The 12,421-nt window shown below is 50.8% G+C and carries 12 protein-coding genes; 6 read left to right on the plus strand and 6 right to left on the minus strand.

Features of this window, described 5'->3' with window-relative positions; translation table 11 throughout:
- The first annotated feature begins 1 nt into the window (after position 1).
- The 5 genes from uvrB (at position 2) to L3556_RS10625 (ending at position 3,304) form a co-directional block, all read left to right on the plus strand.
- A complete protein-coding gene (uvrB, locus tag L3556_RS10605) occupies positions 2-2,011 on the plus strand; it encodes an excinuclease ABC subunit UvrB (RefSeq protein ID WP_277867244.1) in 2,010 nt (669 codons plus the stop codon).
- A gap of 85 nt (positions 2,012-2,096) precedes the next feature.
- Positions 2,097-2,384 (plus strand): BrnT family toxin, encoded by a 288-nt coding sequence (locus L3556_RS10610; protein WP_277867245.1) that lies wholly within the window; start codon positions 2,097-2,099, stop codon positions 2,382-2,384.
- A gap of 10 nt (positions 2,385-2,394) precedes the next feature.
- Positions 2,395-2,631 (plus strand): hypothetical protein, encoded by a 237-nt coding sequence (locus L3556_RS10615; RefSeq protein WP_277867246.1) that lies wholly within the window; start codon positions 2,395-2,397, stop codon positions 2,629-2,631.
- A 116-nt stretch (positions 2,632-2,747) separates the two neighbouring features.
- On the plus strand, positions 2,748-2,978 hold the full coding sequence (locus L3556_RS10620; protein WP_277867247.1) for a DUF433 domain-containing protein: 231 nt from the start codon (positions 2,748-2,750) through the stop codon (positions 2,976-2,978).
- A complete protein-coding gene (locus tag L3556_RS10625) occupies positions 2,975-3,304 on the plus strand; it encodes a DUF5615 family PIN-like protein (RefSeq protein ID WP_277867248.1) in 330 nt (109 codons plus the stop codon). Before L3556_RS10620 ends, L3556_RS10625 begins: the two co-directional genes overlap by 4 nt.
- Before the next feature lie 120 nt (positions 3,305-3,424).
- Here L3556_RS10625 and L3556_RS10630 read toward each other — a convergent pair whose 3' ends face one another.
- From L3556_RS10630 to hemW, 3 genes are all read right to left on the minus strand, one after another.
- On the minus strand, positions 3,425-5,314 hold the full coding sequence (locus L3556_RS10630) for an iron uptake porin (RefSeq protein ID WP_277867249.1): 1,890 nt from the start codon (positions 5,312-5,314) through the stop codon (positions 3,425-3,427).
- A 368-nt stretch (positions 5,315-5,682) separates the two neighbouring features.
- Positions 5,683-7,605, minus strand: coding sequence for an iron uptake porin (locus tag L3556_RS10635; protein ID WP_277867250.1), 1,923 nt, complete (start codon positions 7,603-7,605; stop codon positions 5,683-5,685).
- A gap of 339 nt (positions 7,606-7,944) precedes the next feature.
- On the minus strand, positions 7,945-9,126 hold the full coding sequence (hemW, locus tag L3556_RS10640) for a radical SAM family heme chaperone HemW (protein WP_277867251.1): 1,182 nt from the start codon (positions 9,124-9,126) through the stop codon (positions 7,945-7,947).
- A 176-nt stretch (positions 9,127-9,302) separates the two neighbouring features.
- Here hemW and trpB point away from each other — a divergent pair, with 176 nt between their 5' ends.
- Complete coding sequence (trpB, locus tag L3556_RS10645; protein WP_277867252.1) at positions 9,303-10,553, plus strand: tryptophan synthase subunit beta; 1,251 nt, start codon at positions 9,303-9,305, stop codon at positions 10,551-10,553.
- Positions 10,554-10,562: 9 nt separating this feature from the next.
- Here trpB and L3556_RS10650 read toward each other — a convergent pair whose 3' ends face one another.
- The 3 genes from L3556_RS10650 to L3556_RS10660 all read right to left on the minus strand — a co-directional run bounded on the left by L3556_RS10650 (position 10,563) and on the right by L3556_RS10660 (position 12,311).
- A complete protein-coding gene (locus L3556_RS10650) occupies positions 10,563-11,042 on the minus strand; it encodes a Spy/CpxP family protein refolding chaperone (RefSeq protein ID WP_277867253.1) in 480 nt (159 codons plus the stop codon).
- A 205-nt stretch (positions 11,043-11,247) separates the two neighbouring features.
- On the minus strand, positions 11,248-11,625 hold the full coding sequence (locus L3556_RS10655; RefSeq protein WP_277867254.1) for a hypothetical protein: 378 nt from the start codon (positions 11,623-11,625) through the stop codon (positions 11,248-11,250).
- Positions 11,622-12,311, minus strand: a complete 690-nt coding sequence (locus L3556_RS10660; protein ID WP_277867255.1) for a sigma-70 family RNA polymerase sigma factor — start codon at positions 12,309-12,311, stop codon at positions 11,622-11,624. The genes L3556_RS10655 and L3556_RS10660 overlap by 4 nt, the downstream gene beginning before the upstream one ends.
- Between the last annotated feature and the right edge of the window lie 110 nt (positions 12,312-12,421).

Raw genomic sequence — 12,421 nt, forward strand, 5'->3', positions numbered from 1 at the left:
CATGGCAGATTTTCAGATTTGTGCCCCCTTTCAACCGGCCGGGGATCAACCCCAGGCGATCGCCCAATTGCGCCAAGGTATTTTAGGGGGCCAGCGTTTCCAAACCCTTTTGGGGGCTACCGGAACCGGCAAAACCCATACCATTGCCCGCGTCATTGCCGATTTGGGACGACCCACCCTCGTCCTCGCCCACAACAAAACCCTAGCGGCCCAACTATGTAACGAACTGCGGGAATTTTTCCCCCACAATGCGGTGGAATATTTTATTTCCTACTATGACTATTACCAGCCGGAGGCCTATATCCCGGTAACGGATACCTATATCGAAAAAACCGCCGCCATTAATGATGAAATTGATATGCTACGCCACTCGGCAACCCGATCCCTCTTTGAGCGGCGGGATGTGATTGTCGTTGCCTCCATTAGTTGTATTTACGGCTTAGGGATTCCGGCCGAGTACCTCAAGGCATCGATTCCGCTCCAGGTGGGAGAAGAAGTGGATCAACGCCAGCTTTTACGAAGTTTGGCGAGTATTCAGTACAGCCGCAATGATGTGGAAATTGGCCGGGGACGGTTCCGGGTGAAGGGAGATGTCCTCGAGATTGGCCCGGCCTACGAAGATCGCATTATTCGCCTGGAATTTTTTGGGGATGAAATTGATGCCATTCGCTATGTGGATCCGATTACTGGGGCAACCTTGCAAAGCCTAGAGGGCCTGAATATCTACCCGGCCCGCCACTTTGTTACCCCCGAAGATCGGCTAGAGATTGCCTGTGATCAGATTGCCGCTGAATTAGAAGTCCAGGTTTTAGCCCTAGAGCAGGCAGGCAAACTCCTCGAAGCCCAACGCATTAGCCAACGCACCCGCTATGACCTAGAAATGTTGCGGGAAGTAGGGTTTTGTAATGGGGTTGAAAACTATTCCCGTCATTTGGCGGGCCGGGAAGCCGGAGAACCCCCGGAATGTTTAGTGGATTATTTTCCCAATGACTGGCTGCTAGTGGTGGATGAGTCCCACGTCACTGTTCCCCAAATTCGGGCCATGTATAACGGCGATCAGGCCCGTAAGCGGGTCTTAATTGACCATGGCTTTCGTTTACCCAGTGCGGCGGATAATCGTCCCCTCAAAGCCGAGGAATTTTGGCAAAAGGTGACTCAAGCCATTTTTGTCTCGGCGACTCCCGGCAATTGGGAGCTAGAGATTTCGGGGGAGCAGGTGATTGAGCAGATTATTCGGCCCACGGGGGTGCTGGATCCAGAGGTGTTTGTCCGTCCCACAACCGGCCAGGTGGATGATCTATTGACGGAGATCCGCCTTCGTTGCGATCGCCAAGAACGGGTTTTAATTACCACCTTAACCAAACGCATGGCGGAGGATCTGACGGAATATTTCCAGGAACGGGATGTGCGGGTGCGCTATTTGCACTCAGACATTAATGCGATTCAGCGGATTGAAATCCTAGAGGATCTGCGCCAGGGATTATTTGATGTCTTAATTGGTGTCAACCTGCTGCGGGAAGGGTTAGACCTCCCGGAAGTCTCGCTTGTTGCCATTTTAGATGCGGACAAAGAGGGATTTCTGCGGGCAGAGCGATCGCTGATTCAAACCATGGGCCGGGCCGCCCGTCATATCCGGGGTCAAGCCATTCTCTATGCCGACAACTTAACCGATAGCATGGCTAAAGCCATTGATGAAACCGATCGCCGCCGCCAAATCCAACTAGCCCATAATCAAAAGCATGGCATTACTCCTCAACCCATTGTCAAAAAATCCGGAAATGCGATCCTGAAATTTTTGGATGTGTCCCGCCGTGTGAATGCCCAGGAGCTACAGGAACTCGATACCGTCGCCGCCGATATTTCCCTAGCAGAGATTCCGCCATTGATTGAGCAACTAGAGCAGCAGATGAAGGAAGCCGCTAAAAACCTGGAATTTGAAACCGCTGCCCAATACCGCGATCGCATTAAACACCTGCGCGATCGCCTCATTGGCCGTCAATCAGAAGGATAGGTTGCCATAGCCTTTGATTGGGGGAGTAGCTGAAGGTTATCAGGAGCATCCCGTCTATGCCTTGATCATGTGCTAGGTTTGAGTCATGAAGTTTGAGTGGGATGAGCGTAAAAACCAAAGGAACCTCATAAAGCATGGATTCGACTTTGCTGATGCTTTTCATATCTTTAAATCACCGATGCTTATCGAGTTTGATGATCGGCAAGATTATGGCGAGGATCGATGGATTGGCATCGGTTTATTGAGTGGGCGGGTTGTAGTTGTTGTCTACACCGAGTCTGGTGAAGAAAAAGTTCGCATCATCTCCATACGAAAGGCACTGACCTATGAACGCAGACGCTATGAACAATACATCCAAAACCGATTGGGCTAGAATTGATGCGATGAGCGATGAAGACATTGACACCTCTGATATTCCACCCCTTTCGGAGGAATTTTTTGCCAATGCACAATTGCGAATGCCTCAGTCACCAATAACAGTATCGGTTTTAGTTGATCTTGATACACTGACTTGGTTTCAGGCACAAGGAGAGAGTGCTGAACAACAGATGTCTATAGCGTTGAGAATTTATGCTGAGGTACATAAGGCTCATCAAGTATCGGCAAGCAAAAGTGAATAACTTCCAGCAAGCTAACAACGTGACATACTCCCGACGCTCATGCTGACCCTGACTGGGGGCGAGAGCCAACACACTCCCCTTATCCCCAATGTCCTAAAGAAACAGGCGACAGCTATATGAACTACAGAAACTACATCACGATCGAACCCAATAAACGCGGCGGTAAACCTTGTGTACGTGGTTTGCGAATTACAGTTTATGAAGTGCTTGAGTACCTAGCTTCCGAGATGACCGAAGCAGAAATTCTCGATGATTTTCCCGATCTGACACGAGAAGACTTAAAAGCCTGTATTGCCTATGCTGCTGACCGTGAGCGTCGGTTTATGACTGTTCCACTATCCCCATGAAATTACTGTTTGATGAAAACTTATCGCCTAAATTGCCGAACCGTTTGAGCGATCTTTTTCCAAACTCGCTTCACGTTCGAGATGTGGGAATGGAAGCAACACCCGACCCAATAGTTTGGGATTATGCAAAAGACAACGATTTGATGATTGTCTCTAAAGATGCTGATATGCACGATCTGAGCTTAGTATGGGGGAATCCACCAAAAGTCATTTGGCTTCGACTTGGAAACTGTTCGACATTGCAAGTTGAGAATTTGTTGCGTCAGGAGTTTTTTATTATTAAATTATTTTATGCAGATAAAAACTTATCACTGCTTGCTTTATAGCTATCGTCACTTAGTTTAAGCCTGTTTAAGACGGGGTGCAGAGGTGGAACCCCTATAGGCAAAAAAAGAGGCCCCTAGAGGCCCCTTTTCTTTTGTTGATCTAAGATGACTCAGAACGTATTAGAACGTAAAGGTCGTCCGCACAACCCCTAATACAAGGGGACTGTTACTGGTATTGCTGTTGGGATTAATGATTGTAATAATCCCTGGAGTTACAGCAATATTGGGGGTAAAGCGGAAGCGATAGAACCCTTCAATGTGGTAGCTATCAAAGGTACTGCGAGGGCCGCCATTCACTGGACTACTAATCATTTGCGGTGGTTGCCCAAAGATCAGACCTAAAACATCACCCCGATTCCACAGATCTGGTGCGGCGGCTGTCAACGCCCAGTTCATAATTTGGGCATTCCGACCATTGAATGGGCCTTGCTGAGCCGTCACATTGGAATAGCCAGCCCAACCGGAAACCCCAAATTTGGGCATCACTCGGTAGGAAAACTGGAAGCCAAAGCTATCCGCCGAATTATTGGCAACGCCATTGGTTCCGCCGGTGGGATTGTTGGACAAGCCCGCGTTAGAAGCAACAATAGGACCATAACCACTATTGGGATAGGCCGCACCAGTCCAGCTACTGCCTGTTCCACCCGTCACATCGGTGCCAAAGGAACGAATATAGGTCAAACCAAAGGCAAGATTTCGCACCGGTCGCACATCCACCTGTGCCAGAGCAGCATAGGCTCCCCCAAATAAACCAGAGTTAAAGGCAGTAAATCCACCACCCGTATTCGTAACCGTATTTGGACTATTGGCTCCGGGAGCAAGATAACCCAAGTTAAAGTCTAAGCCCGTACCCCGATCTTTGTTGTCCAGTAAGGTATACCGGAATGTTACCCCAGCCCCAGCACCAGGATTACGAAAAATGGGGTTGTAGCGACCAAACCGAGAGAGGGCACCATTATCCCCGGAACTGAGGAGCGGGTTAAAGGTTTGCACGTTATCAGTGAAGTCACCGCCCTGGGCATCAACAATTAAGCGACCCCGACCATCCTTAGTAATGGGAAAGCGATAGTAGAGCTTGTTCAGTACAAATCCATTGCCCGTATTAGCCTCATAGGCTAACCGACCCATATTAGTACCAGTAACGGCATTGTAGCCCTGGATATTACCGGACTGCAAGCGAATTCGCAGTTGATCCCGCCCGTAAAAGCTGGTATCGAGAATCAAACGTGTCCGATGAGAAAACACTGGATTGTTGTTGATGTTTGCATTCGATCCCCCTACGTTAACAGTGGGGTCAGCAATCCCGCTGCCAGGAAAAACACCCGATACATTAAAGATCACCGAACCGCTTAGTTTGGTAATGGTGGCAAACTGAGTCGCTTCTAGATTGCTTACCCGTCCCTCTAGGTTGGTGACCCGACCTTGCACTAAAGCCAATTCCACTGCAAACTCTTCCATCAGCTTCCGCAGGGCAGCCAAATCTTCTTTAGTGGCAAAGCGATCGCTGATCACGTCTAAGCAGGCATTCAGGGCGGCGGCTAATTCATAGCGAGTAGCAGCCCGATTCCCCCGGAAGGTGCCATCGGGATAACCGGCAATACAACCATATTTTTCCACCAAGGAGGCTAGGGCTTGGTAGGCCCAGTCCGTGGGGCGCACATCGGAGAGTTGATTCACCGAGGTGACTTGGGGCATCTGCCGCCGCACCCCTAACCCTTGATCTTGCCGATGGGGCTGGGCTGGGGCCGGATTCACCACTGGGCCGCCTTCTAACTCGGCAACCGATGGGGTAGGTGCTTGATTATTACGACGATTCTGGGCAATAAACTCTGTCGATTGGGTTGGCAGTGTCAATAAGGATTCAGACCCAGGGGTGGGCTGCAACTCTGCCACATCAATATTTAGTAATTCTTGAGAGGACTCAGCCGCGATGGCCGCTCCGTTCATGACTCCTAGGCCAGTCACCAGGACTGGAGAAGCCAAGAGTAACTTCCACAAAACACGAGACATAAAATTAATTCTCCCTTCACTCCTCATCAACCGTGGCACTGGTTCCCACCTAAATAAATATTAGGCTTAAGAAATGTCCAGACCCATGAGCGATAGATCACTCTATAGAGATAAAGCACCCCAAAGGAACACCTTATGCAAAGAAGTGTCTAACTCCCTAGCAGCTTTAGTCCCTAAGACTATCTGCTAGAAATTTTTATAGCATAGCCAAAGATAGGCTGTCTATACCTGCTCGTAGCTAATGCTACCATCCGCCTCTGGAATCAAGGTTGTGGTTAGATTAAGGGAGAATTAAGATTTGAGGAGTCTGGATGGAGGCTAGAGGCCAGACTGGGTTTGGCCCCTAGGCTCTCCTTGGACTATATGGACTAGAAGCTAAAGGTCGTGCGGACTACCCCCAGAATAATAGGACTGTTGCTGGCATTGCTGTTGGGATTAATAACCGTGATAATCCCTGGGGTGACAGCAATATTGGGGGTGAAACGGAACCGATAGAACCCTTCAATATGGTAGGTATCAAAGGTACTGGGGGGGGCGCCATTCACCTGGCTACTAATCATTTGGGGGGGCTGACCAAAAACTAAGCCCAAAACATCCCCTTTATTCCATAGATCTGGGGCAGCAGCCGTTAGTGCCCAGTTCAATACCTCAGCACTCCGGCCGTTGGCTTGACCTTGAACTGCCCGTGCATTGGTATAGCCTGTCCAACCAGAGAGGGTAAGCTTGGGCATGACCCGGTAGGTAAACTGGAAGCCAAAGTTATCGGCGGCAATGTTATTCACCCCGCCACCATTCCCTGTGGGGTTATTGGCTAAACCATTGCCAGTGATCGGCGTATTGGGTGCTGGATTCAGGACACCAATGGCTGGGTAGCCACTGTTGGGATAGGCCGCCGCCGCAAAACTACTGCCGGTTCCGCCGGTGGGGTCAACACCAAAGGAGCGAATATAGGTGAGACCAAAGGCGAAATTTTTAACTGGGCGAACATCCACTTGGGCCAGGGCCGCGTAGGCTCCACCAAACAAGCCAGAGTTGAAAGCACCAAAGCCCCCCGCCGTAGGGCTAACGGTATTAGGGCTAGCTGGGTTGGGAGCCATATAGCTGACATTCAAATCAATACCCGTGCCAGCGTCTTTATTCTGTAGGGCAGTATAGCGCAAGCTCACCCCGGCTGCATTTCCTCCAGGCATCCGGAAAATAGGGTTGTAGCGACCAAAGCGAGAGATGGCACCCGTATCCCCAGACTCAATTAAGGGATTATAGAGAAACACATTTTTATCAAGTGCCCCAGCATTAAAGTTAAAGGCAACCCGCAGGCGATCGCCAATGGGGAAGCGATACCAGAAGTCACCTAAAGCAAAGGCACCGCCGGTATTTGTGGCATTCCCCAAACGCACCATATTTGTGCCGGTCACTGCTTGATATGCGGGCATATTCGCAGCTTGGAGTCGAATCCGCATCGTGTCTTTGCCATAGAAGCTGGTTTCAATGTTGAGGCGGGTGCGATAGCTGAAAACGGTGTTGTCGTTGATGGGGTAATTGAGGGTAGAAGCCAAGGAGCCGGGAACCGCTGGAGGGGCGATGCCACCGGCTAAAATATCGGAAACATTAAAGATCGCTGTTCCCCGCAGACGGGTAATGGTGGCAAATTGAGTCGCCTCTAGGTTGCTCACCCGGCCTTCTAGGTTGGTGACCCGACCTTGCACTAATGCCAGTTCAGCGGCAAATTCTTCCATCAACTTCCGGAGGGCGGCCAAGTCTTCTTTGGTGGCAAAGCGATCGCTGATCACGTCTAAACAGGCATTTAGGGCGGCGGCTAATTCATAGCGGGTAGCGGCCCGATTCCCCCGGAAGGTGCCATCGGGATAGCCGGCAATACAGCCATACTTTTCTACCAAGGAGGCTAGGGCTTGATAGGCCCAGTCCGTGGGTCGTACATCGGAGAGTTGATTCACCGAGGTGACTTGGGGCATCTGCCGCCGCACCCCTAAACCTTGATTTTGGCGATGGGGCTGGGCTGGGGCCGGATTCACCACTGGGCCGCCTTCCAGTTCGGCAACCGATGGGGTGGGGGTGGCTCGATTGGTCTGGCGTTGGGCTAACCGCAGGGATGATGGCTCCAGCAGGGATAGCTGCTCTTGACTATCAATAGATCCTTGAAGTTCAGTTTCAGTAATCCAAAAAGAATTTTGAGAATGATCTACAGCCCGAGCTGGCTGAGTTATCAGGCTATTTAGCACAAAAAATAAAGGTGAGGCCAATAGCAGCTTGCCAAAAAACCGCGATGTCATGTCTGTCTCCTTTCACTCCTCTTAAATCAAAAAGGTTTACACTCCTTTTGGAAGGCATTAAAAACGCCGACTCCACCAGGGAAAACCTTCTTTTTTGGGCGATCGCAACCCCTATCCTAATGCAGGATCATTTGATGACTTGCAATGAATAAAGATTGTTTTTCTAGCTCATCCCATTGCCCAAATATCAAACCCACTGAGGTACATAGAGAACCCCAGGGATAAGTTTTAGTGCAATATAAATGTGATAGTGCCTATACAAGAATTGATCAGTTGATTCTTAATGTCAATAGTATAAATATATTTTTCTCGAATTATTTTATTGCTCCAGAGGGGGAGCTAGGCCTGGGAATTCCACAGGCTCAAAATGATCGAGTTGGAGACCAAAAACCCCTCGGTCACCCTTAGGGCAAGGCGATCGCCCTCGAAGTAAAGATGTCCGGCGGTGATATGGGGTTGGGCTGCTTTAATTAATTGGTTGATCCAAGGGGCAGGAAACTCTTGCCTAAGGGCATCTAGGGATAGGCCTTCGGCGAGGCGGAGTCCCAGCATCAGGGTTTCTAGCCAGCGATCGCTCTGGGAATCAACAGGGCATTCCTCCAAGTTCTGCGGGAGGTGGTCTACCCATGCGTAGTAGGCCTGTCGAGTGCGGGGACGGCTGAGGCGACGCTGGCCCAGATAGCTTGTAGCTCCCATACCAAAACCGTAGTAGGGTTGATTGCGCCAATACACCTGATTGTGGCGACAGTGGTAGCCGGGCTGACCATAGTTAGAAATTTCGTAATGGTCAAAACCCGCCGAGGTAAGGGTGTCATGGGCCATTTGATACATGGCACTGGCCAGATCATGGCTGGGTAAGGGGGGCACATCTGGTTGATAGCGTTTGCCAAAGACCGTGACCGGCTCCACCACTAAATCGTAGGCAGAAATATGACGGGGTTCCAGGGCGATCGCCTGGTTGAGGGACTCTTGCCAATGGTCTAGGGTTTGGCCCGGTAAGCCAGAAATTAGATCTAGGCTCCAGTTCTCAAAACCCGCTTCATGAATATCCGCCGCCGCTTTATCAATATCCGATCGTTGGTGCGATCGCCCACAAACCTGGAGCAACGGATCCTGAAAGGCCTGTACCCCCAAACTGAGTCGATTCACACCGGCCTGGGCGTAGCCCCTTAATTGCGATCGCGAAAAGGTGCCCGGATCCACCTCTAGGGAAATTTCCGCCTGGGGGTCAATGCCCATACACTTTTGAAGTAAATCTAAAATTGCCGCCACCTGTGCTGGGGAAAGAAGGGATGGGGTGCCGCCGCCAAAAAAGATCGTGGTTAGGGGACTGGCTTGGCAGGGGCTACGGCAAATTTCCTGGTGTAAATACCCTAGGTATTCCCTAATCATGGCGGACTCCTCTCCACGGACGCGATCGCCCAGGACGGAGATCGGAAAATCACAGTAGAAACAACGTCGCCGACAAAAGGGAATATGGATATAGGCGGATGTGGCGATGGGATTCCCCTGGGTAGGCATACATAATCTCTGGAATTAATCTCTACAATGATTAAACCTTAGCTAGATCCACCCCAAAAGGGCGATCGCTAGCAACGGTCAAGTCTGCAAAGGTGCTGCAAAGATAAAGACTAAGGGAAAAATGTCAAAATAGGCGTAGAACCTTATAGAAACTTAGAAAAAGGACATTCCTGCCCGTGACTGTTGCCCCAACCCCTTCGTCCTCCGACCAACTCTCTGCCCATCAGCGACCGGATCCCTTGGGGCGTTTTGGCCAATTTGGCGGTAAGTACGTCCCCGAAACCCTCATGCCTGCCCTGAGTGAGTTAGAAGCTGCCTTTCACCAATACCAACACCAAGACGAATTTCAAACAGAACTTCAGCAGCTCCTTCATGACTACGTGGGCCGGCCCAGTCCCCTCTATTTTGCAGAGCGATTAACGGCACACTATCGCAAAGCCGATGGTAGTGGCCCCCAGATTTACCTTAAACGGGAAGACCTCAATCACACCGGGGCTCACAAGATTAACAATGCCCTCGGTCAAGTTCTCCTGGCCAAACGCATGGGCAAACAACGGATCATTGCCGAAACCGGGGCTGGTCAACATGGGGTAGCAACGGCCACGGTCTGCGCTCGATTTGGCCTTAAATGTGTCATCTACATGGGCATTCATGACATGGAGCGGCAACGGTTGAATGTCTTTCGTATGCGCCTATTGGGAGCGGAAGTTTCCGCCGTTACAGCTGGAACTGGAACCCTGAAAGATGCCACCTCAGAAGCCATTCGGGATTGGGTCACAAACGTGGAAACCACCCACTACATTTTAGGGTCAGTGGCGGGCCCCCATCCATACCCGATGATTGTGCGGGAATTCCATGCGGTTATTGGTGAAGAAACTCGGCAGCAATGCCAGAGCAAATGGGGTGGTTTGCCAGATATTCTCCTTGCCTGTGTCGGAGGTGGCTCCAATGCCATGGGCCTCTTCCATGAATTTGTTCAAGAACCTAGCGTGCGCCTGATTGGAGTTGAAGCCGCCGGTGAAGGAATCCATACCCCTCGCCATGCTGCCACCCTCACCCACGGGGAAGTGGGGGTATTACACGGTGCCATGAGCTACCTACTCCAGGATGCTGAAGGACAGGTACTAGAAGCCCATTCCATTAGTGCCGGGTTAGATTATCCAGGGGTGGGGCCCGAGCATAGTTTTCTCAAGGATTTGGGCCGGGCGGAGTACTACAGTGTGACCGACAGCGAGGCGATCGCCGCCTGTCAACGCCTAGCGGAACTAGAGGGCATTTTACCGGCCCTAGAAACCTCCCATGCCCTGGCCTACCTGGACACCCTCTGCCCTCAACTGGAAGGGAGTCCGCGCATTGTCATTAACTGCTCAGGCCGGGGTGATAAGGATGTGGAAACCATTGCCAAGTACCTAGAAAAGCAAAATTGAGGGTGATCTCTAGTTACTCCGAGGCTGCCGCGAGGCCCCAGGGGCATTTTGGCGTTGCTGCCGCCGTTGCTGCATTTGGGTGGTCAACTGCTGGCGTTGTTCTGGGGTGAGAATGGATCGCACCGCCATCATGCTCTCAAAACGCAAATTGGCCATCCGGTTTTGTAATTCTTGAACCTCCCGAAACTTTGCCTGGATTTGGCTTTCGCTGGCACCGCTGTTCATGAGTTCCTTCATTTGATTACGGGCGGTTTGCAGTTGGTTGTGGGTTTGCTCCATTTGACCTTGGTACTGTTGTCGTACCGCTTGCATTTGCTGGGTTTGCTCAGGTGTGAGATTCAAATTGCTCAGGCCCTCACCCGGCTGGCGATCGCCCCAGCGGCCACGACTAGGCTGACCCTCGGACTGGGCAAAGCTAGGGGTGGCAACCATAACTGTGGGGGCCAGGGTTCCTAAAATAGCCACTAAAGCTAAGGATTGCTTAATCATTAGAAAGTCTCCTAATAAAATTTACGTTCAAACACATCGGTGCAAAATCAGCACAAATCAATCAAATAGCGGACAAGTTAGCGAGTGAATAGTGAGGTTAACCCATTAGCCAAAACAAATTTAGTCAAATCAAACTGCGCCAACATCGCACGTAGGCTCGTCAATCAAGGGTGTGAGGGCAATCTAAATCGGAGTCTTAGAAGTCTTAGTCGTAGTAACCAACGTCTTGGTACCCTAGGCTAGTTTCTTCAAGAAACCCCTGGAACTCAGGCTCTTGGAACATTTCATCCCAATTAGACACAATGAATTGCTCTAATTGTTCCATTTCTTCTTGGGCTAACTGTGCGTCCCGTGGAGAGAACCACCCTAGGGAAAGGGCCCCTGCCATACCCGCTAGGCCAATGAATCCTACAATCACGGCTGTAGTAGGATTACGATAACGGCGATGGGGATGGGCAGCCACAGCCTCCATAACCCGTCCCTCAAGGTCTGGGTGCGGCGGGGGCGGGGAACCCGAATGTTGACGCAAGAAGGCTTGCAATCCGGCGGTATCTGCTTCTCTATAGCTAGGGCGATCGCTCATAGGGTGACTCCCGCGGCTTCAAAAAACGTGCGTAGATAACCCCGGGCCCGGAATAGGCGCGACTTAACCGTACCCACCGGAATACGGAGAATCTCGGCAATATCCTTTTGGGCAAGACCTTGGAGATCGTGCATCACTAGAACACTGCGATGATCCAAATGCAACTCGGCTAACCCTCGCTGCACCAGATCCTGGTAGTGCAATTGCTTCAAGTCCGGGCCAGGAGCTAAGGTCTCACTTTCGTAAGCCATTTTTTCCTGCCGCGATCGCTGGCTTGCCTGTTGACGGCGGTAATCACAGGCCACATTCCAGGTAATGCGGTAAAGCCAGGTGGAAAACTTGGCCTCATGCTTGAGCTTGGGCAGACCCTTCCAGGCCCGCACAAAGACATCCTGTACCAAGTCATCCAACGCCACCGCGCCACAGAGTTGAAACAGCAGCGATCGCACCCGTTGGTGATGCCGCTGGTACAACTGCCGAAAACCTTGGGGATGACCTGCCAAACACTGTTGAATGGCTGGCCAATCTGGATCAGTCACCGTCTTGACATTAGCCACCGTCTTATTAGAAGGAACCGCCATTGGTGACATTAGGGTTAAGGGTAGAGACAGGCCCATAAAGGGTATCGTTCCAATCACATTCTGAGTCTTCAGACGAGCCACACCCCCATTGGGTTCAATGCCCATTGGGTTCAACGCCGGTCAACTTAATAATCTGTTACACAATCCGGTTGCCCTAACATAAATCTCGACAGATATGGTATGGAAAATTACAATTTAGAAACACTATCTATGAC

Origin of the sequence: Candidatus Synechococcus calcipolaris G9 (assembly GCF_029582805.1) — a bacterium.
Taxonomy (GTDB): domain Bacteria; phylum Cyanobacteriota; class Cyanobacteriia; order Thermosynechococcales; family Thermosynechococcaceae; genus Synechococcus_F; species Synechococcus_F calcipolaris.

What these genes read in the sequence shown, in the direction of transcription:
- uvrB (WP_277867244.1), top strand. Translation starts at nt 2, where the DNA reads ATGGCAGATTTTCAGATTTGTGCCCCCTTTCAACCGGCCGGGGATCAA.
- L3556_RS10630 (WP_277867249.1), bottom strand. Translation starts at nt 5,314, where the DNA reads ATGTCTCGTGTTTTGTGGAAGTTACTCTTGGCTTCTCCAGTCCTGGTG.
- L3556_RS10660 (WP_277867255.1), bottom strand. Translation starts at nt 12,311, where the DNA reads ATGGGCATTGAACCCAATGGGGGTGTGGCTCGTCTGAAGACTCAGAAT.
- hemW (WP_277867251.1), bottom strand. Translation starts at nt 9,126, where the DNA reads ATGCCTACCCAGGGGAATCCCATCGCCACATCCGCCTATATCCATATT.
- L3556_RS10620 (WP_277867247.1), top strand. Translation starts at nt 2,748, where the DNA reads ATGAACTACAGAAACTACATCACGATCGAACCCAATAAACGCGGCGGT.
- L3556_RS10650 (WP_277867253.1), bottom strand. Translation starts at nt 11,042, where the DNA reads ATGATTAAGCAATCCTTAGCTTTAGTGGCTATTTTAGGAACCCTGGCC.
- L3556_RS10615 (WP_277867246.1), top strand. Translation starts at nt 2,395, where the DNA reads ATGAGCGATGAAGACATTGACACCTCTGATATTCCACCCCTTTCGGAG.
- L3556_RS10610 (WP_277867245.1), top strand. Translation starts at nt 2,097, where the DNA reads ATGAAGTTTGAGTGGGATGAGCGTAAAAACCAAAGGAACCTCATAAAG.
- L3556_RS10625 (WP_277867248.1), top strand. Translation starts at nt 2,975, where the DNA reads ATGAAATTACTGTTTGATGAAAACTTATCGCCTAAATTGCCGAACCGT.
- L3556_RS10635 (WP_277867250.1), bottom strand. Translation starts at nt 7,605, where the DNA reads ATGACATCGCGGTTTTTTGGCAAGCTGCTATTGGCCTCACCTTTATTT.
- L3556_RS10655 (WP_277867254.1), bottom strand. Translation starts at nt 11,625, where the DNA reads ATGAGCGATCGCCCTAGCTATAGAGAAGCAGATACCGCCGGATTGCAA.